This window comes from Rhodopirellula sp. UBA1907, from assembly GCF_002337565.1.
GTDB classification, from domain to species: Bacteria; Planctomycetota; Planctomycetia; order Pirellulales; family Pirellulaceae; genus Rhodopirellula; species Rhodopirellula europaea.
Window position 1 is genome coordinate 303836 of the sequence record NZ_DDGH01000089.1, and the last position, 24251, is coordinate 328086.

The following is a 24251-nucleotide window of genomic DNA, read 5'->3' on the forward strand; positions in this document are numbered from 1 at the left end:
GTCAGATTTTGTTGCCACGGACATGAAAGATTGATGTCACGTCGCTGACCGGTTTCTTTAAAGAATAGGTCAACAATCCGCTTTCGATATTGGCAACGATGACGCTCGCCATGGCAATATGAAGTGGCCAAGCTGGTCCGCCGATCAAAAGGTTGACCGCGGCGATCCCGACCAACAACCAGGCGGTCTTTGCGGTTCGCGTGTGGTAGGTCGGTAGCTTGCCAAACTTGAGCAGGGCAAAACATTCCGCTGCGATGAAGCTGCCGATCGCTGCGGCAATCCAAATTGCTTCGTTCGCCAATAGGTCAGCTCGTAAGAACAACAGCGACAATGCCAAGCAGACGTACATGGCCGCATCCGCGATGCTGTCGAGTTTGGGGCCAATCTCAGTGCGTTGGTCGAGCCATCGAGCGATCTTCCCATCGACGGTGTCTGATAAGGTCAAAACGATGAACAAGATCAGCGTGGCTTGAGCTTGATCGTTCCAAGCCAACAAAACCATGAACGGCGAAAGCAACGCTCGCAGGACGCAGATGATGTTGGGCACTGTGAGGTTGGATATGACTGGATTGGACGTGACATGCTCGGGCGCAGTGGAATTGGGTTTTCCATCGCCGCTTGGCATGTTGGGGCCACGGTTGGCGGGAGGCGGCGCGATCTGTTCTGCGTTGTTCATGAAAGGACCTTCATTAGCAGCAACGCGACCGGGGCGGTGAATGTGAGGGAATCGATGCGATCGAGAATACCGCCTTGCCCGGGCAAGACATCGCCGCTGTCTTTCACGCCTGCGGAACGTTTGATCGCGGACATGTTGAGATCGCCGAGAGTTCCCGCAATCGCGATTGCCAGACCTATAACTCCGCTCGTCGCGTGTGACACGGCGGTGAGATGTGGGCCGATGAGGATGGCTAGCGTGATGGTGGTGAGAGTCCCGCCGATGAATCCTTCCATCGTTTTGTTGGGCGAAAGGGTCGGGGCGAGTTTGTGTCGTCCCAATGCTCTGCCGAACCAAGCGGCGGTGATGTCGTTGACTTCGGTCAAGCAAATCAACAGTAAGAACCAACCTGGAATTGCGAGCGACGGAGTTGCGTCAGACGGAAGCAGCAAAATCGATGCTGCGGGAAGACACCCCGTTAGCGTGACACCATAAACAAGTCCACCAACATCGCTGGTGAATTGTTTCGTAGATGTCGTCACCATCAGCACGCTGCCGGCGATGATGACGCAAGCCAGTGGAAGGCAAAGGATGAGAGTATAATCCGCGCCCGCGGCGAGCCCCGCGTACAGCGATGCGATGCAGACGTAACCAACCGCCATGATTGGCATGGCCGGCAGAGCGTGTGTCTTGTTCTGTGAGTGGCGTTGAATGTTGGGTTGGCTGCTCTCATTGTCGTGATGAAAAGCAAGTCTTGCATACTCTCGGAATGCAAGCGTGCTCACCGTCGCAAACAATAGCGAGGCGATGATCGTTGCACCAACTGCACAGAGCAGAACCCAAGTGGAAACGATCCACCACGAAAGCAAGCTGCCCAAGCGTTTGCGAGCAAGGTCGCTGGTCCAGTCTTTCAGCGTTGCCAAGCGATAGACAGTTCCTACCAACAGCAATCCAAACACAGAGATCGCAACATTAGTCATCACGAGCCTCCTTCGACGGGAGTCGCTTCATCGCCCATCCCACGAAATCGTCGCGATGAATGAGTGATAATCAGTGGAATCGCAATCACGACCGAACTGATCAGAAGAATTTTCCAATCCACCACGGTCCACAGATCGAGCTGTCCCAAACGATCAACGCTGGGGAGCCGCGAACCTGCTAGCACGAAGACGACGTTGCTGGGGATCATGCCAATCAACGTGGTCCATGCGAACGTCGAGATCCGTACGTTGGTTGCTCCGGCCGAATAGTTCACTCCCGTGTAGGGTGCATGCAGCAACCGAAGTGTTAGCAGGCACGTCGCTTGGCCTCCCACGTTGAGAGCTGACTCAATCTTTCGAACCAGCCGCGGGACCTTGCGCAGTGCCCATTCGCGAAACATCAGTCGAACGGATAGCAACGCAATGCAGGCGGCAACTGTTAGTGAGATACTGACAATTGCCAGGCCAATCCACAGTCCGAAGAGCCATCCGTAGAGGATGGATTTGCCTGTCGTTCCGGGGATCAAAGATGTCAGAATGTAGATGCCCGTGGCGGCGGCGACCGAAAGAATCGGATGGTCATTGATCAGGGATCGAAGCCACTTCTCATTTTCTGCGATGGTGTCGTGATGCATGGAAGCACCCGAGAAATACCAAAGCGTCGCGAGGAGTGCCACGACCAGCACCAAGATCAGCCATCGTCGCATCACACCGCCATCAGTTGACTGTTTTCACTTGCCTTTTGACATCGCACACACCGGCGAGCGTGAGGTACGACTTGCAGCCGATTCATCGGAATCGATTTGCCACAATCTTCGCAATCACCAAACGTACCGTCTCGCAATCGATCCAGAGCCTCTTCGATGTCCGCCAGTTCGCGGCTTTCTGATTCGGCCATGCGACTGGTCAGTTCGCTGGCGTGAGATTCAATGCCACGATCGCCGGCATCGCCTACCGTATGATCGTTCACGCGTTGAAACTCATCGAACTCGGTGCGAACCATTTCCTGGATTTCCGCTGCTCGACGTTGAAGTTTGTTAACCAGGCTGCGAATCAAATCGTTTCGTGTCATTGTGTCACCTCATTGGGGTTGGATGCCCCATAGGCGAGCAACTGCCGCGCCAATTTGAAAGCAAACCATCGGCGAACTTTTTCGTTCCATCGCCGCCTCAATCATGGAGCCTCAATCATGGAGCCTCAATCATGGAGCCTCAATCATGGAGCCTCAATCATGGAGACTGCGTAGCGGTTTGGAATGCACCCGGTGACTGCACGCCGACGGCGTCGGCATGGCATGCGACACGCATCGCAGCGGGGCGGATCGAGAACTCAACGCCGTCACTTTGTTCGGTTTCGCCGTCCAAACTGTATGGCAGTGGAGGCGTGGACTCGACGCGAACCCAGCGGGCGGTGAACGTCGCGATTCGTCCTGATTCGTGATACCAGCCAAACGTCGTATCGACTCCCGCAGCCAACAATTCAGAAACGGGCATCACCGGCACGACGGTGACATCCAGCAAACCATCGTTGACCGTCGCCTCGGGCGCCACCGGAAACCCGCCACCGACATACCGACCTGACGCGATCGCCAATCCAAACACCTCGAACTTGGCATGTGTGTCATCTTGGAATGTCAATTCGAGGGAGTACTTTGGCAAGGAGGTCAGATGGGTGACCGCGGTGATCCAGTAAGCCATCGATCCCCACCGCTGCTTGTCAGCAGAACTGACTTCACCCGAAATCAATCCGCCAAAGCCAGCCGTGGCGGCATTGATGATCAGATGTGCGGACCCGTTTTGAATGTCAATCAAATCAATCGGTGTTGCTGGTTGCTCCGTTGCGGTGGCATAAGCATCCTGCCAAGGCAGTCCGTGCATCCCGATCGAGCGAGCAAAGTCATTTCCCGTTCCGCCCGGGATCAAACCCAGTTCAAATCGATCCAGCATCTTTTCGCGGTCGAGTTTCTGGACCACCTTGGAAAGTGTCCCGTCGCCTCCGAAGATACAGAGACGTTGCGGCGGGGTGTCTCGGATTTGGTCAAGCCACTTGTCGTCTGGATCGAGTTTGACCAAACGATGTCCCCGCTCGCTTGCTGAACGCTCAAGGTCATCGCGACAGCGATCCCAGCCGGATGCATGAGGGTTGCAGAGGATGGAAACGGATGAGTTCATCGGTATGCGAATTGCAACAATGAGGAGCGGTGGGGCAAGCTTCCTTGGTTTTGCCAGTTCAAGCTGCCCGGAACGAAGCAGGTATCGAGGAGTTTTTTGGTGCTTCAGCCGTTTGTGGTCGCCACGGTTTCAACACGGAACCAAAGCCAACGACCAAACGGTTGATGGGGTTGCCAAATCCTTTCTCCGTACCCGCTTCACGAACCTTTGATCGAGCAATCCGTGTGCCATGAAAATCTTGCATATCTCCGACGTTCACTTCGGACCACCTTATCTGCCGAACGTTGGTTCGGCGTTGCTTCGAACGGCTCCGTCGATTGATCCTGACGTGGTCGTGGTCAGTGGCGATCTGACTCAGCGTGCCAAGCCGGAACAGTTTCAGCAGGCCGCCGAGTTCATCAATCAATTGCCGGATGTTCCTCGAATTGTCATTCCAGGCAACCATGACGTTCCGCTATACCGGATCGTGGAACGGCTGACGGACCCGCATCGATATTACCGTCAGTACATCAGCAACGAATTGAACACGGTGTTGCAAACTCCGGATGCACTTTTCGTGGGGCTCGATTCCACCGCTCCGCGATCAGCCATCAGCAATGGACGCATTCATCCGTCCCAGCTCGATTTTTGTCGCGACGCGTTTGATCGTGTTCCGGATGGTTTGGCAAAGATCGTCGTCGCGCATCATCACTTTGCCCCAGCACCGGATTACTTGCACGATCAAACGATGCCGAAGGCGAAGCGTGCGATCAATTTGTTCGTCGAACTCGGAGTCGAACTGATCATGGGCGGCCATTTGCACCGTGCCTTCATCGGCAACACACTCGATTTCTATCCCGGCGCAGGTCGCGCTCATGGCATCGTGATCGTGCAGTGTGGAACAACAACGTCACGCCGTGGTCGAGGACGCGAGAAAGAGAAGAACTCTTTCAACGAAATTGACGTGACCGATCAAACGATCATCGTGACCCACCATATCTTTGACGATCAAACGGGCCAGTTCGCTCCATTGAGCCGACATGAATTTGCCCGAGGTGGTCGTCGCCTGGAGACGGCTTCGATTCGACCGAGTCACTATTCGCGAGCGACTGAGACCGTTGAGTCCAACCAACGACCGCAAACGCTTCGGTCGACGAGGGCATAGACCGGAACTGTGTGGATTTTCCCAAAACAACCGACGATCGTATGTGGGACATGAGCGGCCATGTGCTGGAACGCACTGTCCGCCGCACAGTCCGCCGGTTGGGAAAGTGCCAGTCAGTGCTTGTCCGCACGTTCCTTGGCGGTTCCGGCTTTTGAGAAGCCATCTCTAGCTCAGTGACCGGTCGCAGGGTGGGCTGCGTTTGCGGGTGTCAATCACCGTCTCCGCGATAGGTGTTCGTTGGCTGCTTTTTGATGGCCGTTCTGTTTCTATCTAACTCCGTTTCCTCAATGGCTCCGTTCCCTCATTGGCACAGTGCAATGCGTAGGTTTGGTGATTTTCGATCGTTGCGAGTTCTGTTTGTCTTGACGTTCGGGACAGTTGCGGTGTCATTGGGTTGGATGGCGGTGGCGGATGAGAACACTGCATCGCCAGCAGCAAGCCATCCCGGCGACGTGCGTTTGGTTGCAACGAATCAATCTTCATCGAGCCCGCCCTACCCTCCAGGAGAACTCGGCGAAGTCGTGAGGCTGGGTGAGTCGCTGGTCAACACAACCAATGAGCATCCGCTTTCGAAGCCGTTTGTTGGCAATTCGTTGAAGTGCACATCGTGTCACTTGGACGCCGGTCGGCACAAAAAGGCGGGGTCATTCATCGGGGTTGCAGCGGCGTATCCCGCTTACTCACCCAGAGAAAAGAGCGTCATCACGCTCGAAGATCGGATACTGAATTGTTTCATCCGAAGCCAAAACGGAACACGACCGCCGAACGGTTCGAAAGTGCCGGTCGCCATCGCCGCCTACATCAGTTGGCTATCAGAGGGCACGCCGCTGAAGATGAACCCAGCAAAGCCGCTCGGTCCAAACCACATGACGTTGCTCACCGAACCTCCCAAGCCACCCAGTGTTGATCGAGGTGAGTCGCTTTACATGGATCGCTGTGCTTCGTGTCATTCCGATGATGGTCTGGGAAGCGATGACGGCCCGCCGGTTTGGGGCGATCAATCCTTCAACGATGGTGCCGGATTGGCTGGAGTGCAGAAGATGGCGTCGTGGCTCCAAGTCGCGATGCCACTGGATGACGCTGATTTGACCGACCAAGAAGCATACGACATCGCCGCTTACGTGAATTCGCACAATCGACCAAACTTCGCACCGAACTGAACCCGGTCGCCTCTCGCTTTGTCATCCATGTCATGCTTTGATCTAGTTGTTGAAGCGACCGAGAGCCTTTTCATTCAGATCGGCCGTTTTAGCGATGTCTAGCTCCTGCATCGAGCAAAGATCGTTGTTGTGATTCGACGGACTTGGAAGTCCATCGTACGGTTGGCCAAACCAAGAATGGGGCGTGACGGGTTCATTCGTTCGCGAAGTTTGGATGGATGTGGTGCCTGACGGTGCGAGTGCATCAAAGCGGCCGAGTGCATCAAAGCGAGACTGAGAAGATGACTTTTATGGTGGTGAGATAGGTTTGGATTGGAATGGATTTGAAACAAAAACCTGCCTTGCCGTTGGGTGAGTTCGTGACGCTGATGGCGTTGATGATAGCTCTGGTTGCGCTGGCGATCGATGCGATGTTGCCCGCTTTGCCGATCATCGGTGAGGAGCTCGGGGCCACGCATGAAAACGACAGCCAACTCATCGTGTCGTTGCTTTTCCTCGGCATGGCTCTGGGGCAACTGTTCTTCGGCCCGCTTTCAGACAGCATCGGACGAAAGTCGGCGCTGAGTGCTGGACTCGGGCTGTTTGTTGTTGGTTCGATGATCTCACTGTTTGCCGAGACCTTCACGTTGGTGTTGGTGGGGCGCTTTGTTCAGGGACTCGGCGTCGCCGGTCCTCGCAGCGTTTCGCTGGCGTTGATTCGTGATCAATACGAAGGGCGGGCCATGGCACGGGTGATGTCATTCGTGATGACTATTTTTATCCTGGTGCCAGTGATCGCGCCGACGTTGGGCCAAGCCATTCTGATGGTGGCGAATTGGCGAGCGATCTTTGCGGTGCTCGCCGTCATGGCATTGATGCTGTTTGGTTGGTTCGCACTGCGACAGCCGGAAACACTCTTGCCCGCGCATCGAATGCCGTTCTCGCTCCAGCGAATCCTTCTCGTCTCGCGAGAGGTTTGTACCAATCGAATCGCGTTTGGCTACACGCTGGTCGCCGGTTTAGTTTCGGGGGCGTTTCTTGGGTTTCTAAGTTCGGCGGCTCAGATCTTTCAGCAACAATACGATCTTGGTTCGTGGTTTCCGATCTACTTCGCCGTGTTGGCATCGGCCGCCGGTGTTGCCTCACTGATGAATGCCAATTTGGTGATGCGATTTGGTATGAGAGCCTTGATTGGTCGCGCGATGCTATCGCTCGCCGTCACCTCGGTTGGTTTTTTGGGATTCGCATTTCTTTACGCCGGAAGTCCTCCTTTGTGGAGCACGATGGCTTATCTGCTAGCGATATTCTTTGCCATCGGAATCCTGTTTGGAAACTTGAATTCGTTGGCGATGGAACCGCTCGGGCATGTCGCCGGGATAGGCTCCGCACTGGTTGGTTCTATTTCAACGTTGATCTCGGTGCCGCTGGGTATCCTGATCGGTCACAGCTACAACGGAACCATTCTGCCCTTGATAGGCGGTTTCGCGGTCTTGGGGGCACTGTCATTGCTGGTCATGCGATGGGTCGAAAGTGCTGCGGTGCAGCCGTGCACAACCGTTTCATAAGCGATTGGTTGTATCTCGCCTTTCGCGACGGGCCATGCCTCGATGCGCCCTCGTGAACGACTACAATGCGTTCGCGACCTTCGACGTAGATGGTTTTGTATGGTTGAAGCAGTTGTTCACAAACCTGCGTTGGCGGCAGGACAAGTTGACCGAGTGACTCGAGGTGCAGGCGGATCGACATGAATCATCGACAAACGACGCTCGTGTTTTTCGCGCTAGTACTCGTTGTTTTCAACATCGAATCAATCCATGCGGAACCGGTGGATTTCGAAAAACAAATTCAGCCCATCTTCGCTGCTCATTGTTTGGAATGCCATGGTCCAGACGCACACGAGTCCGGATTGCGACTCGATCAACGCGGCAACATGCTTCGCGGCGGTGACTATGGCGAAGCGACGATCGTTCCCAACGACCCTGATGCTAGCTTTTTGCTCCGTGTGGTAAACGGGGATGAGCCCGATCTGCAAATGCCTCCGGAGGGACCGCCACTCTCACCGGACCAGGTGTCGCTGTTGGAACGCTGGATTCAGGAGGGAGCAAATTGGCCAGGCCAAATGGATGCGGAAGCGGATGAGGTCGAAAGCGACCATTGGTCGTTGCAGCCCATCGCCGATATCCAACCGCCGCTGAGTCAAACGTCGCAGTCGCACCCGATCGACGCTTTTGTTGTCGAGACGCTGAATCAGCGTGGACTTGAGTTGTCGACGCAAGCCAATGCCGCAACCTTGGTTCGACGCGTTTCACTGGTCTTGACCGGTTTGCCTCCAACCCCTGAAGAGGTTCGTGCGTTTGTCGAACACCCAGAGGGTTTGGAAGTCGCCTACGAAGAGCTCGTCACCCGGTTGTTGGATTCACCACGTTATGGCGAGCGATGGGCCCAGCATTGGTTGGATGTGATTCGGTGGGCGGAGACGGTTGGCTTTGAAACCAATTCGCCTCGCCCCAACGCTTGGCCCTACCGTGATTGGGTCATTGGGTCGCTGAATGACGACAAACCATACGATCGATTTCTCTTTGAACAGTTGGCGGGCGATACGGTGGGCGAAGATGCCGCACTCGGTTTTTTGGTCGCCGGTCCCGCCAACTTGCCGGGCCAAATCAGACGCGACGAAGAAGCGATGCGTCAAGCTCGCCAAGACGAACTGGACGAAGTGATTCGCACGGTCTCACAAGGATTCTTTGGACTGACCATCGGCTGTGCCCGCTGTCACAACCACAAGTTCGATCCGATCCTGCAACGCGACTACTATTCCATGCAAGCGGTTTTTGCTGGGCTGACTTATGGTGAACGACGTCTTCGCGGAGAACAAAACGATGCGATGGTCGCACAAGTCCCCGCGGTACGGGACCAATTGAAAGCCTTGCGGTCCAAGTTGGAGACCTTGCGACAGAACTATGATTTGCAGCCGGCTTTGGTCGACCTGCAAACAGAATCGTTTTCTCCGCAACTTGCATCCTCCGTCAGGATGAACATTCAAGCGACCGCGAATGGGGCTCCCGCATCGTTGTACGAGTTCGAGGCTTGGACGGTCGCCACCGATGAGCAGCCCGCCCGCAATGCAGCGTTGGCATCTAGCGGTGCTCGACCATCGGCATCCGGTTTCGCGTTGGCGAATCAAACTCGGCACTTTGACAATCTGGTCGATGGTCAGACGGATCGTCGCCAAGCCTTCCCATGGGTTTCTGACAAAGGCGGTCCGGCTTGGCTGCAGGTCGACTTTGAAGAGCCAGTGATGATCGATCGAGTGGTCTGGGATCGAGGCAGTAGCGTGCCGGTGGACTACACGATCGAAGTACAACTTTCGGGATCCGATGAGTGGCAGACGGTTGCCACTCCCAGGGACCGAATGCTGCGTGAAGACGACCAGCGAAAGGCAGATCAGATCCAGCTCGCGAATTTGGATTCCGCTCAAGTGCAAGCGTTGGTTGGCAAGCTCAACCAAATCCGTCAAACGCAAAAGAAATTGAACCGTTTGTCGGGCGGTCCCAAAGTCTACGCTGCAAGCTTCAAGAGCTCACCGGAGCCCACTTGGTTGCTTCGTCGCGGCGATGCCATGCAACCAACCAAGAAACTGCCTCCCGCGATTCCCGTTGTACTGGGGGATCTGGGAATGAACGTGGATCAACCCGAGCCGGATCGTCGTGTCGCACTGGCGGAACACCTAACACGTCCCGATCACCCGTTGACCGCACGAGTCATTGTGAATCGGGTTTGGCAAAAGCACTTTGGAACCGGATTGGTTGAAACTCCATCAGACTTTGGAGTCATGGGGGCCGCACCGTCGCATCCTGAGTTGCTTGATTGGTTGGCATCGGACTTTGTTGCCGGTGGTTGGTCTCTCAAACGATTGCATCGATTGATCGTGACATCCAAGACGTTTCAGCAATCAAGTCAACCCAATTCAGAAGGCATCGCCATCGACGCCGATTCGCGATTGCTATGGAGGTTCCCTGCCCGACGTCTCGAAGCCGAGGCGATTCGCGATTCGATGTTGGCGGCCAGCGGCAAGTTGAATTTGAAGATGGGCGGCCCCGGGTTTGATTTCTTTGACCGACGCGGTGGGCTGGCGGACTACACGGCAAAGGAAACGTTTGATGAATCAGGTTGGCGGCGGATGATCTACGCTCATAAGATTCGCATGCAAGCTGTCGATATCTTCGGATCGTTCGATTGTCCCGATGCCGGGCAAATGACTCCCAAACGAACACGATCGATCACGCCGATCCAGTCCCTCAGTTTGCTCAACAGTCCCTTTGTGAATCGGCAAGCGTCCTACTTCGCCGATCGAGTTCAAGCCGAAGTGGGCGACAGTCTTTCAGAACAAATTGATCACGCTTTTCAGATCGCTTTGTCCCGTTCACCAAGCGAAGTCGAACGAAGCAAAATGCATGATTTCGCGAGCGAACATGGTCTCGCACAGCTTTGCCGAATTCTGATGAACACCAGCGAGTTCCTGTATATCCAATGAAGCTTTCAAACATGCACCCTCGTTCGGCGTTGCAATCCACTTTCAGTCGCCGTCATTTTCTCGCGAGTGCTGGCGGCGGATTGTCGGCGCTCGGTGTGGCAGCGGCGCTGGCCGAATCGTCTCATGGTCCCGCTCCCGAGATTGATCCAGCGAATCCCTATGAGCCGCGACAGTCTCACTTTCCGGCGAAAGCCAAAAATGTCATCGTCGTCTTTTGTTCGGGGGCATTGAGTCACGTTGACACGTTCGATTTCAAACCAGAGCTCGAACGTCTTCACGGGCAGCCGATGCCTGGCAATGAAAACCTGGTGTCGTTCCAAGGGCCCAACGGCAATTTGACGCGGCCGCTATGGAAGTTTCGCCCTCGAGGCGAGAGCGGGAAAATGATCTGCGATCTCGTGCCCCACATCGGCGAGATGGCGGATGACCTGTGCTTCTTTCATTCGTTGACGAACAAGTCCAACACGCATGGACCCGCCGAGAATGTGATGAATACGGGATTCACATTCGATGGTTTTCCCAGCATGGGAGCGTGGGTCAACTTTGCCTTGGGCAGCGAAAACCGTGACCTGCCATCGTTCGTCGCGATGGAGGACCCGCGTGGCATGCCGCAGTCGGGACCGAACAACTGGGCCAATGGGTTTCTGCCCGCAGCGTTTCAAGGCACACCGTTCAGTACCACCAAACCAATTCGCTACTTGGACCGTCCCGATTCGATCTCCACCAACACGGAACTCGCATCACGCGAAGCACTCCGGTTTTTGGAACAACAAACCCAGGATCGTTTTCCCGGTGACCAGCAACTGGCCGCACGGATGGCCAGTTATGAATTGGCGGCTCGAATGCAGTTGCAGGTTCCCGATGTGGTGGATCTGTCAGGGGAACCAGAACACATTCTCGAGCTGTATGGTGCTGACAGTTCCAACAAGACCAAAGCCGATTTTGCAAACAATTGTATCCTCGCCCGTCGAATGATTGAGCGGGGCGTTCGGTTCGTGCAGTTGTTCAATGGAGCATACGCATCGGGCGGCAAGATCAACTGGGACGGCCACAGCAAACTCAAGGAACAGTACGACGTCCACGGTGAAATCTTGGATCAACCGGTGGCTGGATTGCTCAAGGATTTGAAGCAGCGTGGGCTATTGGAATCAACACTGGTCGTATTCGCCACGGAGTTTGGTCGAATGCCAATGTTCCAAGCCGGAACGTACGGTCGCGACCACAACCCCAACGGGTTCACGTGTTGGTTGGCGGGCGCCGGAGTGAAGCCGGGATTCAGCTACGGTGCGACCGACGAATTTGGTTTCCGGGCTCAGGAAAACGTGATGACCGTGCACGACTTTCACGCCACGATCCTTCATTTGATGGGATTGGATCACAAGCGATTGACGTTTTACCACAACGGAATCCAACGCCGCCTGACCGACGTTCACGGTGAAGTGATCCACGACGTTTTGGCATAAACTTGGTGTCGAAAGATCGAGTGGTTGACTGGACGAACACTTGGAACGTGATCGGAAGGACCGATACGCTTACAGTTGGGCTTTTATCGACGAAGCAGAGCGGACCCAATCCATGAGCGAGCGTTTTCAACTACCAATGGGCGATAAACTTGCAGCGTTGGACGCCGCGGGGTGTGAGTACTCGTCCGAGTTGGTGGTAGTCGAAGGGGTGGTTTCGCAGTCGAGTCAGAGTGGTTGGCCTGGAACGGAAGGCTACACCGTTCATCTGTTTTCACTTGCGGCTTGGCGGGTAATGGGAGAACCACTGAGGCGTGATACGCTGTTGCTGCTTCGCCCCGTTCCGGCCACGGCTGATTACTTCCGCGACTTCGCGGCGGGAACCCTGCGCCAGTTCGAAGTGCTGCTGTCGGTCGATCAGACTCGTGCGGTGGTTTCCAAACTCGTGCAGCAGAACATCGAGAATCGCGAACTCGCATCCATTGCGAAAGAGCTTGAACAACCTGTCATCATCAAGACAGAACGGTTTGGCGACCTGACGTTGAACCGAAGCATTGGCTGGTTCGAAGGTCTCGCTGATTGGAATGGAGTCGAAGTTGAGATTTCAATCGATTCTGACGAGGGTTTCGACATTGCGAGCCAACTCGAAACGGCAGAAGCACTTTTCCGCGATGCGGCTGAGTGGCAAAAGAAGATTGAGGCGTTCGCTGTCGCCGAAAAGCTGGAGCTGGCGAACGATTGGCAGGAGGTAGGCAAAGAGATGGACGCGGAAGAATTTCTCGATCGCATGGGGCTGGAGTCGATCTCAATTGGTCCCGATGGCGAGTTTGAATTTTGGCATGACGACGGCGATATCTTCTATGGTCACTCGATTCAAATCAGCGGCTCGTTGAGCGAAGGCCTCACTGATTCCGACATCCCTGGTTAAGGAGTCAATATCAATGGACCCGTTTGAACAGGTCTGGGAATCGTCGCGGACGAATGCTTTTTCTTGGGGCTATCCCGTCGTTTTGTACACAGGAGTGGGCGTGCTGATTGCGTTGTCTGTGATCCGGAATGAAGTTTTCCGTCGGTTCTTAAAAGCGATTGCGATTTTTGGTTTGGCGATCATCGCAACGCAGTGGTCTTCGTCCGAGATCGAAGAAAAGTGGCGGATCCGCCGCGAGTGGGCGGACACCCATCCGGCTGAAATGACCGAGGAAGGCTACATGGGTTTGACCGTCGATGGCGCGAACAGAGCCATGGGCCCTTTGATCTACGGCTTCCAAGCCTTTCTGCTTTTCTGCATTGTCGCCGTGGCGCTGTTCGTGATCCGTGCCATGATGTTCCGGCGACCGGTCGCTCCTTCACTCGAAGCCACGCCGGAAGACGAAACCAATGTTGCAACGGATCTGCCCACCTCTGACAATCCGTATCATCCCCCAGCGGACCCGAGCTGAACCGTTTCCTTTTCCGTTTCAAGACGAAGCAGGGGCGAAGACCATCCGCGACGCAACAATGCCCCGTCCCCTTTTGGGCGTCCACAACAACGAGATCCCATGAGCGAATACCAATACGTAGCCTTCCGTGCCGTTGACCGGGCACTGGATGATAAACAACTTGAGTTTGCTGCACAGCAATCGTCGCGTTCCGAGCTTTCTCGGTGGGAGATGTCGGTTGAGTATCACTACAGTTCGTTTGGTGGTGACGTTGATGGCTTGCTGCGGTGTGGTTTTGATGTGCATCTGGCCTACGCGAACTACGGTTGTCGTGAGATCAAACTGCGATTGCCCAGCGGCCTCCCCTTTTCAAAGTCGACGCTCAAACCGTTTCTCAACTGCGACGGGATTGCTTGGAAGAAAGATCCCAAAGGCAAAGCCGGGATACTGAAAGTTTGCCCTTTTCTTGAACCTGGTGAGATCGAGGACGTCTGGGATTTTGATGATTACTTGGATTCGCTGGCGAAAGTCCGTGAGCAACTGATCGGCGGGGATTTGCGAGCGTTGTACCTGTTGTGGTTGTGTGCTGCGTACGATGACAACGAAGACCCAGAACAGACCATTGAACCTCCTGTGCCGCACGGTCTGGACACGATGCCATCAGGCAGCAGCGATTTGCTGCCGTTCTTTGGATTGGATCCGTTGACGTTGAGAGCCGCAGCGGATGGCGTGCGGAAGCTTGTCCCGCAGACCGACGAAGAAGATCCGATTCAGGAATGGTCCCGTTCGATCAGCGAGGCGCGTTCGCGAGCTCTATTGCGCCGGTTGTTGAAAGAGGATCCTGCGTCACTCAAAGCCGAATTGCTTGCCGAGATTCGCGATTCTGGATCGGCCGCTGATTGGCCCACGACGGTGCGAGGCCACTCGCTTGATGAGCTGCTTCTTTCGGCGAATGAATTGCGAGAGAAGGCGAACGCAGCGAAAAGGAAAAAAGAACTCGCAAGGGCCAAGCGAGAAGCTGCGAAGGCAGAGAAAGAACGCCAAACGCGAATGGAAAAGATGAAGGCGTCGCCCAAGACCTGGCTCGCCAAAGCTGAGAAGACCGTGGCTGCTCGCGGCACGGAAAACTACAAAGCCGCCGCCGAAATCCTCGCCGATCTTCGCGAAGCCATCGGAGGAGAGAAGGGAAAGAAGCTTGCTCACAATTGTGCCGAGAAGATGGCAAAAGCCAACCCCACGCTCAGCATGCTCAAGTCGTCGCTGCGAAAACGTGGCTTGCTGGATTAAGCTTGCGCTACTGTGCATATTGCGATGAGCGTGCTCGTCGGCTGGTTTACCCCGCGGTCTATGACTGGACTGACGTCGACCAGAGCCGCCGTCGGTGCTTTGGTCAACTGACATTCGGTCTTCCTATTTATGGCTTCTGAGTACCCGCGATGGTCGGTTGTTCGATGTCTTCGGCAATTACACAAACAGGAAGATTGATTCGACGATTTGCTTCTCGCTACACCAACGAATTGGAGGCTTGTCATGAAAGGCGACGCCGTCACTGCGAACTCGCTCGGTCGTGAGCCGAAGATCTTGCACCGTTCTGATTGGGCATCACACGATCAGCTCTGGAAGGGAGACGTCCAGGGCAAGGACATTGGGACGGGAGTGACCGTCTTGTTTTATTGCACGGACGAAATTGGAGCCGGGCCTCTCTGGCACGTTCATCCTTACGACGAAATGTTCATCGTCCGCAGCGGGAATGCGTTGTTCACCATTGGTGACAAAAAGATCGAAGCAAAAGCGGGCGACATTTTGCTCGGTCCAGCAAACATTCCACACAAATACCACAACGTTGGCCCCGGCTCCCTCGAGACAACCGACATTCACGTCTCCGAGAGCTGGATACAAACGGATCTCGAAGACCCTGAACTGATGGCTGACTGACGCATCGTCCCAGGCGAAGTCACAATGCCCTTATTGCTTCGGCTGGAGTGCGACGGAATTGACGTGCCTTACCTCATGCTCAGTTCTTCGAGCTGGCGACGGAGCTTGCCGCCTTGTTGCGGGTTGACCATGTTGATGTAGGCGATCATGCCGCTGACCCAGCCAGCGAAATTCGGGTGATCAATCCGGTTTTGTTTTTCTAAACCTTCAAATTTTGCTCGATGCAAAATCGCCCGTATTTCTCGAATGGTCTTGCGGTCAATTGATGGACGATCGTTGACGACGATGCCCGTCACAGATTGCTGAGTGCATTGGCGGAGGACTCTCGTTTTAGATTCTTTGACGACAAAGCCTTCTTCCTTCGCTAAATGGCGAACTCGAGCAAGGACGTAGCCAACTTTACTCGAGTTTACTTTGGTCGAAAGCGTTAGGTCATCAGCGTACCGCGTGTACTGCCAGCCAATGGATTTTGCTGTTCCGGCAAGTCGCTTGTCCAGTCGCTTGGCGATCAAGTTGGACAGTGCCGGGCTGGTGCACGCGCCTTGCGGAAGGGAACGATTTCCGACGGCGGCGTGCAGTGTTTCGCCACCGCTGCGAATCACACGTCTAGGAGACTCGGTACAGAGCAATGCAAAGATCGTGGCCACAGCCGGGGAATATCCCAGGGCGCGAAACAATCCGGCTACACGGGCGAAATCAATCGTCGGAAAGAAGTCTTGCAGATCCATGTTGACGACGATCTGAGATCCGACATGCGACTGGGCTCCTGTCAACGTACTGCGGCCAGGAACGAATCCATGTGCAGCATCATGAACCGGAATTTGGCTGAGCAGCGAATCAAGGATCCATTGCTGGGCTGCGGCGAGCTTCTTTTGCGGACGACTGATCGTTCGGTCTCCGCCGGAGCGTTTGGCAATCGTCCATGTGTGGTAGTGAGTCGTCTTGCTGGCCGGATGGTGAAAGGCCAACCAACGAAGGGTTCCCACTGAGATTCCCAATGCACTTGCGACATCGGCAGGCGATGAGAGCACCGGTAGTTCGCTTGATTTCAACCGCTCGATGTTAGATCGACGGTCGGCAAGTCCGCGTGACACACCTCGCCCCAGAAACACGATGTCAGTGGCTTTGCGATGAGCGACGTCGGCATCGTGTTGCTTCTTGCGTTCAGCGGCACGCTGCTTCATTTCGGCTTTTCTGGCCGTGCGAGCGTCTCTGGTTTGCTGGACCGCCTGATTACCCGCGTCTTGGACAGCGTAGTAGTCGGTTCGAAACCTCGACATCTCCTCGCCGAGGCTGTGGATCTGCGCCAGTTCATCGGCGTCGATCAGCCCCATCCCAACCATTGTTTGGTCGATCACTCGAATGCGCGGCAAATCCGCAGACGGGATGACACCAAGCGGATCCCAGTATGCCGTCCGCCACCCCGGTTCGGCGGTCGCTTCCATCGCTTCGTCTTGCGTCAGCGGTTGAAACTGACTCGCATCCAGGCCGTCAAAACCGGACGATTCTCGCGGAGGTATGGCGGGCAAGTTGTTTAATGGAACATAATCGGGGCCTGTCGTGACAACCGGAGTCGTTGGCGGTGTCAGGTCACGATGGTCGATCGATGATGGAGCGGTTGCCTGGGCTCGCGTCGCATCCTGTGGCGGATTGCGTCCAGGGGCAAAGAACTGTTTTAAGACTCGAAACAGGCCCATCGTATTGAAAAGACCAGAGCGGGCGACGATTCAACTTCACGTCTGCGGACCGAGGTCGTTCACCAAGGCCACCACCGCATGGTAGTGCGTCGAAAGCCTTGGCTTGTCCTGGTCGACGCACTACCATGCGGTGGTGGCCAAACGAACAACGACCTTGGGGACGAATGAGAAGCAAAACTCAACCACGGCGGATCGCCGCAGCAAGGTAGGCTTGAATCGTCGCCTCGCTCTAATCTTTATTCCTTGGTTGTAAGGGGTGTTGAATCAGTTTTCAAGCTTGCGAAACTTTGGCATGAGTTTGCTGTTCGTGACTCATCCGCAATGCTTGGATGTGACGGCAAGGGCCGTTGCGAATCCCCGCCTTGCGGTGCCATTTGCATAGGCATTTGCCTCGACGAATCACGCCATCACCATCGATCAATGCTTCGCAGGGCGTCGCCTCCACTGTACCGTTCAATATGATTCCGCCACGTGGTCCCGCCATTGCCTCTTGCACTTCAGCCTTGCCCGCTCGAACAAGTGACTCCGCCGCCTGCAACTCGGGGTGCGCCGGCCCGATTTCTTTGTCGGAAAGTGCCATCGGCAAAACGCTCCGCCAACGGTATTGACCAGCGTGCAAGTCATAGATGACTTGGCCGCGAAGTGCGAGTTGGTTCAGCGCCGACGACGCCAACGCCGACGGGACTCCCGCATGACGAGTGACCTCATCCAAGGTTCCGGCGAGGCGATTGCTAAGATGTTCGGCAACCGACGCTACCAAGGTTGGTTCAGGTTTCTGAGGTGGCATCAGCATGTCGATCGAACTGCCAGCGGACCAGTCGTTCGTCGTCCAACCGCTTAAGCCTAGCGTCAAACGCATCGGACCCATTTGCACCACCCAGAAGCTTGGTAGTCCGGTGCCGAGCAAATAGACATCGACCGAATCGGCAAGCGGTAACAAGCGGGAAAGCGTCAGCAATCGCCGCCGCCCCCAAACGCGAATCGGTTCCGTGGGCATACCTTGATAAGTTGCGCCGATCGCTTCGATCGTGTTTCCCCACGGTTCCAAAACCAAACGCGGTGTCTCGTTCTCTCGTAACTCGAAGCGAATCGCTCTGGGGCTGGTTTTCGCCTTGTTGCGTTTCAAAAACGCAAGCAGGGAATACATCGTTGCAAGCGGTAGCGTTACTTTTTTCGTTGGCATCGCCATCGCCGATTGCAGTCGCACAAATCCACTGAGCCAACCGCTGGGCAAGTCAATTTTCTCCTCGCGATGTTGGTCGCCACCGCCAGAGGTCGAGACTTCAAACGCGGCGGGGTCGATTTGAAATCGCGTTTGACGATACGTTCGGAGCGATTGGAAGCTGTCGTAAAGGTCCCAGGAATAATCAACGTTTGTCGTTCCCAGCTGCGTTTGGCCACTTTCGCCAAACCCGTCACCACGGTCGACGGTCAAGCACCCATAGCTGGATTGGTCAACCGAGAAACATTCAAAGAAGACGACATCTTCGGCCACCGTGATGACTGGGTCGTACGGCATCAACTTGCGCCATAATGCCTCGTTCTCTTTCCGCAGTCGTTTATCGAGCGTTTTGCGAGCGGACCAATAGCGTTTGAGCGCATCGGCGTGAGCTTTCTTTAGCTCCGCGGTCGGCTTGTCGACGATGCCGCTGGCGATGTCACGACGCTTCTGGTCCATCGCAGTCTGTCGGATCGTACGCTCTCGTGCCCGCTGTTCCGAAAGCCATTGCTGGTACGCCGTCTTATCCCGTGGTTGGAATCGCAAGTCGTTGATCACAATGTCGTGCAGGGCACTGATTGCCTCGCGAAATTCGATCGGTCGGTTCAGCGACCCGTCGAACGAAACTTGCTGGCGAGCCAAGTTGGGAGCCATTTGCAATAGCTTTGCCCCGCCGCTGATGTCCAGCAGAGCGCTTCGGCCCGCGTATTTCATACTGACTTTCATACTCCCTCTCCACTAGCGAGCTGACCGTCGCTTTCAGACCAATTCCATTCGGGCATGCATCGAGAAACGACTTCCAGAGGTTCTGTTTTCTGCTGCACCAGTGTCGCGATTGCTGACAAAGCGGCATAGCGTTCGGGATTGCGAATCGAACGAGCGGCAATTGCGAGAACCGGCATCACGCTCTCACATCGCTGCGGATCCTGCTCGGCGATCTTGGCGAGTTGACGAATCGCTTTTGGCTTGGTTCGCGATCCGCGATCAACGCACAAGACAACGGCACAATAGATTCGCATCCAGCGATCCAGATTCATGCCGTCACCAATTGCACCTTCATGAGATCGTTGCGGAGCATGATCGAGAACGTCCGCCAGAACTTTGACCAAGGAAAAACGAACTTCGTCGTAGGGTGTCTCCGACAGTTTTGCCCACAACACGGGGTCAAGTTGAAGTGCCTCCGAACCTTTGGCCGCTTCCACTTCCGTTTTCGCAGACTCTAGCCATTTGCAAGCTGATCGCCGAATAGGCAGCGTCGGCGAATCGAAGAACTGGACGAAACGCTCGGCCGAATAAGATTCGGAGGTCGCTAGCTGGTCGAGTGCCCAGTCTGCGATCTTTTCGGATTCCCAAACGCACTTGCTTTCCGACAGTTTCGCCAACTTATCAGGCTCAATTCGACGCATTTCCTGTCGTGCTCGGAGCCATTTCAATCCCATGGACGCGACGGCGGCCGGACGAGCCATTGTCATTTCGATCAGTTGGTCGTCGCTGAGACGTTTGGGATCGGTATGCGTTTGCATTGCATCACAAATCGTGGGCAGCACCGAAAAATCGGCTTCTTGCAGCAAGCGAAGCCAAGTTGCCATCTCCACATGGGCAAGCGACTTATGGTTTCGGAACAGCTCCACCGCAAATTCACCCACCGTCGCATCACTGCAAGAAAGCAGTTGAACCAATTCTTCGATGGAAATCTTTGATAGCCAATCGGCGTGTCTTTGCCGCAGCATATCAATCGTCCACAAGCGAATGAACTGGCTGTTCGCTTCCGCCAATAGCAGCCACAGTTTCGCAGCAACCTCGTCGTTGTCCCAAACGGCCGGCAGATAGGGTGACGGCTTCAAATTCGACAGCGACTGCCCGGCAACGATGTTCGTGTGCGAGGGCGTAAACGCGATCTCCGGTGAATGAAAGAAACCAGCGTGCATTAGCGACCAATTGTCCAGGATCGCCTCTCCGGACGAGAAATATGAATTGTCGTAGAGTGCAAAGGCGCTGACCATCGCGTCGGTGTAGCGGGTCGCATCCTGGTAGGCCATGAACCGGAAATAACGCCAGACTCGGCGGCGCAGGTGGGCACGTGTTTTTTGCGAGAACAATCGGTTGTGCGGCCGATTCAATAAATCCGGAAGCGGCGTTCGATATGTTTGCTTGCGGTAGGTGAATTCCTGGAATCTCCCCGTTTGCTCGCGTACGGTTCGATTTGGTTTGGCGAACAAGTACTCACGGCGATAACTCTGGCGGGTTCGATAATTGTAAACGTACGATGTCGTTCGATTTCGACGCACCAATCCATCGAGCGCTACCATAAAGTGAGCAATCAGTTCATCGTCATCTCGCTCGATAGCCAGCTTGAGCGTTCGTTTGAAGACGACCTCGTGTCCAGGATGGTTGAGACTACCGTGAAGGTATTCGATCAACTGTTTTCTCGCCCAGGGCCGCGCGTCCTCCATCCATTTGATCGAGAAGTGTTTCAAGAATTCGTACGATTCAAACTGAACGAACAAGTCCAGGAACTGATCGTCTTCACTCTGGAACAACTCATCAAGCAGTATTTTCGACGGCGATGAAGCCTTGGAGGTGTTTTGTTGATTCGCCATCGGTCTCTACTCACAAGTCCCGTCGTGGATACTGTCGGAGATGATAACAAGTTTTGATCCGTGACAAGGCACGGCGGAGAACACGAAGAAACGCCCGCAGCAGATTGCTCCACCGCGGGCGTTTTGCGTTTGATGAACTAGGCGACGACTTTCGTGACGACACCCGAGCCGACGGTCTTGCCGCCTTCCCGGATAGCGAAGTGGTCGCCGTCGCTGATAGCGATCGGCTCGCCATCCACATTCGCTCAATTCAGCGAGCCCTTCGAACCCGTGCGAGTTGAGTTTTCCTGTTTCCTGCGAAGAGGTGGAGTCTTCCGTTTCGTCACCGTGAGCGGCCCGAATTGCCAAAGAGAGCGTGATCAGCCCAGCAGGCAACCATCTCATGAAGTTCTCCAGTGTGTACGGCGGAGTTCAATCTCATTCGCCCTGAAAAGGCTCTGTCAACGTTCCCATCGTCGAAGCAAACGCAAGCCATGATGTTTCAGCGACCGTTCAACCCACCGCACGAAGTCGCGCAGGAAACCGGAGCCACACCGACAATCGACAGGCCTATCTTGGGCAATCGGTCTCGACCTCCAACGGCCCTGATCTGAACCGTTTCCGAGTCAATTCCACAGCGAAGCATGGCTGAACATCCTCCGCGAGCCCAACAATGACCCCCGTCCCCTTTTCGGCCCCCGGAGGTGAGTGCCTTCACCTGAGCGACGCGTCAATAATCACAACGCTCACGGACTTTCCGTTGGCGTTAGCGTCTTTCGCTTGTTGCTGTAACTCAGCCCGTGCGTGATCAATCGTTTTCCATTTTGGCTTGTGCTTATCCGCTAGATTATCCGACTGCATCCAAACAAGCACATAGACTCCGTGATCGACGCCGAGTTGGTCCATGTAACGATTAACCAACTGATTCTTGAGCCCAGTCTTGGCCTCCGCGTTGTGCGAGAGTTTTACTTCAATGGGCATTTCAATTGGTTTGCCTTCCTGATAGACGGTCGCCGGAACTTCGATCTTTACGTCCAGCCGAGATCCTGGTGTGTCGCTTTTCGGGTTCCGACGATGAATCTGTATCTCACGAGCGGCAACCACTCCGTGCGACTGGAGATATTCTCTAATTACGACCAACAGTTCGTCGGACACTTCCTCTTCCAACTTCGTCGATGAAGCTTCTCCATTCGGTGTATTCCAAAGCCGCTGAACGGGTGAAGGACTTGATGACCGAAGTTCTCTCGAATACTTATCGAATGCGGTCTCAATCGAGGCCTGAACTTCCGCAGGCGATGAAATCAGCCGTTTGTCGTCAGATGCGAGCATCGCCAGCACTGCGTTTACCGGCAAAGGATCCCCGACGGAAGATCGCAATGACTGTTCGGCCATCGCGCGAATTCTGCGAATCCAAGGTGCGCGTTCGCCATGTTCCGTTTCGAGTCGCCTAAGCTCAGCAACTGCGTCCGGTCGCGACCTCAAGCAGTCGACGAGAGAATCGCGTAGGCGAAATTCTTCTTGTAGACGCCATGTTGGGTCGTCCGCCATCTGAGCTTCGTCAGGGTAGAGTCGGAACATAATGGAAACGAGTCGGCCGATACTCTCGGCAGGGACCGATCCAAAGTCTTTCTCGTATCGGTATCCCGAACCCCTATATCGCGACTTGTATAGGTAGCGACGGATGATCGCCTTTGCCAGGTCGTCATTATTGGCAAGCTGCGGGAGCACCTCCTCAAAAAAAGTTACCGGATCATGAAGCAGCAAAGCGACAGCAACCTCCTGCGCGTTTACGCAGACACCGTCCGGAACAAGTTTTGCAAAGTACTTGAATTCTTCGGCAATCGTGCTCGACGCTTCAGGTAAGTGCTTGAGGATAAACTCCATGGTGGTACAAGCACATCTTGACTGCAGCAAACGAACATCTTTCAGCAACGCTTGAGCCGTCTGTTTAGCAGCGTCACCCTTGAGAAACGGTAGCGAGAGCTCGATTCTCCAGTCGCGTTCGGAAGCCTCGGTTGCCAATCGACAGGCAGATTTGGTCAAGGCGTCAGACGCATATTCGCCGACAAGAAGATAGACTTGATCTCGGAGATCGGTATCTTCAAAGGCATGACCAAAAGAAAGGTCGTAGAGCATGCACGGCAGCCACTGCAACCACCAATTCTCGTCCTGCGTGGTCAGCCAGTTTGGATCCACATGGGCAATGATACTTATCGCTCCGAAAGGCGACGAGCAAAACGAAGTGGGGTGAATGCTCTCGTAAAGCTTGTTGATGTCGCAGTTTGCACAGTACGCCTTAGCGGCTTCAACGACTTCCGTTTTTGTTGATTCTTCAGCATTTTTCCAGCCATCGTTTAGGTGCAGATAGGATGCATACTCACGCTGACCGATGGAGCCAGAAACATATCGAAATACTCCCGGCCAATTCAGCGGATCATTATTGCATTCGGCAAGGGCGTGGGCCAACTCGGCTTCGTACGTCGGCGAAGCAACCGGCGCTGGCGACGCTACTCCTCGCTGCTGCCGATACTGCTGACGCAGCAGCGTGGCTTCTTCGCTATCTAATTCTGTGAAGGTCGCTTGGCCAAGCACTTGGATGACCGCTTCATTACCTTTGATCACGGCTTCGATCCATGCATTCACACAGACTGCACTGTCTTGCCACGGTAAACCGTTTGCAAAACGAATCCAATCGGCCGCCGGGATGTCAGTATTTTTGCCTTCACTTTCCTCGATCAACCATTCAAAGTCTTCGATACGCAAGAGTGATCGCGTTGCAAATTGACGGTGGTGGCTCGAGGTAGCTTGTTCGGCCAGCATCTTGATTAGACGCCGGCGCTGTTCGGTCGCCAATGATTCAATCGGATCAACCCATTCACCCTCCTGCCGTGCGTCGAGATAAAGTGGTTTATCCAAAAGCGAAACAAAGTGATTCTGTGCAGCTGAAAGTAGTGCCAGCACTAATGCACCTTGGACATCTTCTTCGGTGAATCGCCTGCATGCTTCTTGGGAGATCCAGTGAGCGATGCAGCGTTGGTGGTCAGTTGCGCCATAAGCAACGACATTGTCGGTCACCCACTGAAGCCCGGCAAGCAGATCCTCGGCCGCATCAAAACGCGATGATTCGAGGTCGGAGATGAACCGGTCGTAGTCCTGGGTTTTTGGAATTCGTTCGATCGTTCGGACTTGCGAAAGTGTTTCCGTGACGCTCAGGGTATCTCGCCACGTAATCTGGAGGCCCAATCCAGCGAGATTGACGCGTTCCTCTGAAGATGTCCAATCCCCTTGCCATAGAGACTGCACTTTAGGCGAACGGATGC

The 24251-nt window shown here is 54.8% G+C and carries 19 protein-coding genes; 9 read left to right on the forward strand and 10 right to left on the reverse strand.

What is annotated here, in order from left to right:
* Nucleotide 1: 1 nt before the first annotated feature.
* The 5 genes from B2R17_RS20515 to B2R17_RS20535 form a co-directional block, all read right to left on the reverse strand.
* Nucleotides 2-676 (reverse strand): CDP-alcohol phosphatidyltransferase family protein, encoded by a 675-nt coding sequence (locus B2R17_RS20515; RefSeq protein ID WP_286765438.1) that lies wholly within the window; start codon nt 674-676, stop codon nt 2-4.
* Entirely contained in the window at nt 673-1635 is a 963-nt protein-coding gene (locus tag B2R17_RS20520) for a phosphatidate cytidylyltransferase (protein ID WP_286765439.1), read from the reverse strand. The genes B2R17_RS20515 and B2R17_RS20520 overlap by 4 nt, the downstream gene beginning before the upstream one ends.
* On the reverse strand, nt 1635-2342 hold the full coding sequence (locus B2R17_RS20525) for a TVP38/TMEM64 family protein (protein ID WP_286765440.1): 708 nt from the start codon (nt 2340-2342) through the stop codon (nt 1635-1637). The genes B2R17_RS20520 and B2R17_RS20525 overlap by 1 nt, the downstream gene beginning before the upstream one ends.
* Entirely contained in the window at nt 2342-2707 is a 366-nt protein-coding gene (locus tag B2R17_RS20530; protein WP_008668660.1) for a TraR/DksA family transcriptional regulator, read from the reverse strand. Before B2R17_RS20530 ends, B2R17_RS20525 begins: the two co-directional genes overlap by 1 nt.
* A 157-nt stretch (nt 2708-2864) precedes the next feature.
* A complete protein-coding gene (locus B2R17_RS20535; RefSeq protein WP_286765441.1) occupies nt 2865-3806 on the reverse strand; it encodes a diacylglycerol/lipid kinase family protein in 942 nt (313 codons plus the stop codon).
* A gap of 229 nt (nt 3807-4035) precedes the next feature.
* Here B2R17_RS20535 and B2R17_RS20540 point away from each other — a divergent pair, with 229 nt between their 5' ends.
* From B2R17_RS20540 to B2R17_RS20580, 9 genes are all read left to right on the forward strand, one after another.
* Nucleotides 4036-4950 (forward strand): metallophosphoesterase family protein, encoded by a 915-nt coding sequence (locus tag B2R17_RS20540; protein WP_286765442.1) that lies wholly within the window; start codon nt 4036-4038, stop codon nt 4948-4950.
* Nucleotides 4951-5237: 287 nt separating this feature from the next.
* On the forward strand, nt 5238-6110 hold the full coding sequence (locus B2R17_RS20545) for a c-type cytochrome (RefSeq protein ID WP_349676999.1): 873 nt from the start codon (nt 5238-5240) through the stop codon (nt 6108-6110).
* A 317-nt stretch (nt 6111-6427) separates the two neighbouring features.
* Nucleotides 6428-7654, forward strand: coding sequence for a multidrug effflux MFS transporter (locus tag B2R17_RS20550; RefSeq protein ID WP_008657430.1), 1227 nt, complete (start codon nt 6428-6430; stop codon nt 7652-7654).
* 179 nt (nt 7655-7833) lie between these two features.
* Nucleotides 7834-10623 carry a DUF1553 domain-containing protein gene (locus B2R17_RS20555; protein WP_286765443.1) on the forward strand — a complete coding sequence of 930 codons (2790 nt, stop codon included), beginning with the start codon at nt 7834-7836 and terminating at the stop codon, nt 10621-10623.
* Nucleotides 10620-12086 (forward strand): DUF1501 domain-containing protein, encoded by a 1467-nt coding sequence (locus B2R17_RS20560; RefSeq protein WP_286765444.1) that lies wholly within the window; start codon nt 10620-10622, stop codon nt 12084-12086. Before B2R17_RS20555 ends, B2R17_RS20560 begins: the two co-directional genes overlap by 4 nt.
* Before the next feature lie 112 nt (nt 12087-12198).
* Nucleotides 12199-13011, forward strand: a complete 813-nt coding sequence (locus B2R17_RS20565) for a DUF2262 domain-containing protein (RefSeq protein WP_286765445.1) — start codon at nt 12199-12201, stop codon at nt 13009-13011.
* 13 nt (nt 13012-13024) lie between these two features.
* Nucleotides 13025-13522 carry a hypothetical protein gene (locus B2R17_RS20570; RefSeq protein WP_286765446.1) on the forward strand — a complete coding sequence of 166 codons (498 nt, stop codon included), beginning with the start codon at nt 13025-13027 and terminating at the stop codon, nt 13520-13522.
* 99 nt (nt 13523-13621) lie between these two features.
* Nucleotides 13622-14788, forward strand: a complete 1167-nt coding sequence (locus B2R17_RS20575; RefSeq protein ID WP_286765447.1) for a hypothetical protein — start codon at nt 13622-13624, stop codon at nt 14786-14788.
* A 243-nt stretch (nt 14789-15031) separates the two neighbouring features.
* A complete protein-coding gene (locus B2R17_RS20580; protein WP_286765448.1) occupies nt 15032-15436 on the forward strand; it encodes a cupin domain-containing protein in 405 nt (134 codons plus the stop codon).
* Between the two features lie 68 nt (nt 15437-15504).
* On the opposite strand, the gene B2R17_RS20585 is transcribed toward B2R17_RS20580, so the two are convergent.
* The 5 genes from B2R17_RS20585 to B2R17_RS20605 form a co-directional block, all read right to left on the reverse strand.
* Nucleotides 15505-17133 carry a reverse transcriptase family protein gene (locus B2R17_RS20585; protein WP_286765449.1) on the reverse strand — a complete coding sequence of 543 codons (1629 nt, stop codon included), beginning with the start codon at nt 17131-17133 and terminating at the stop codon, nt 15505-15507.
* Nucleotides 17134-17404: 271 nt separating this feature from the next.
* Nucleotides 17405-19078 (reverse strand): metal-binding protein, encoded by a 1674-nt coding sequence (locus B2R17_RS20590; RefSeq protein WP_286765450.1) that lies wholly within the window; start codon nt 19076-19078, stop codon nt 17405-17407.
* The gene (locus B2R17_RS20595) at nt 19075-20952 is read right to left on the reverse strand and encodes a hypothetical protein (RefSeq protein WP_286765451.1); all 1878 of its coding nucleotides are present in this window, start codon (nt 20950-20952) and stop codon (nt 19075-19077) included. Before B2R17_RS20595 ends, B2R17_RS20590 begins: the two co-directional genes overlap by 4 nt.
* Nucleotides 20953-20958: 6 nt before the next feature.
* Nucleotides 20959-21336 carry a hypothetical protein gene (locus B2R17_RS28505; protein WP_422662599.1) on the reverse strand — a complete coding sequence of 126 codons (378 nt, stop codon included), beginning with the start codon at nt 21334-21336 and terminating at the stop codon, nt 20959-20961.
* A gap of 309 nt (nt 21337-21645) precedes the next feature.
* A partial coding sequence (locus B2R17_RS20605; protein ID WP_286765452.1) for a hypothetical protein occupies nt 21646-24251 on the reverse strand: 2606 nt, incomplete at its 5' end.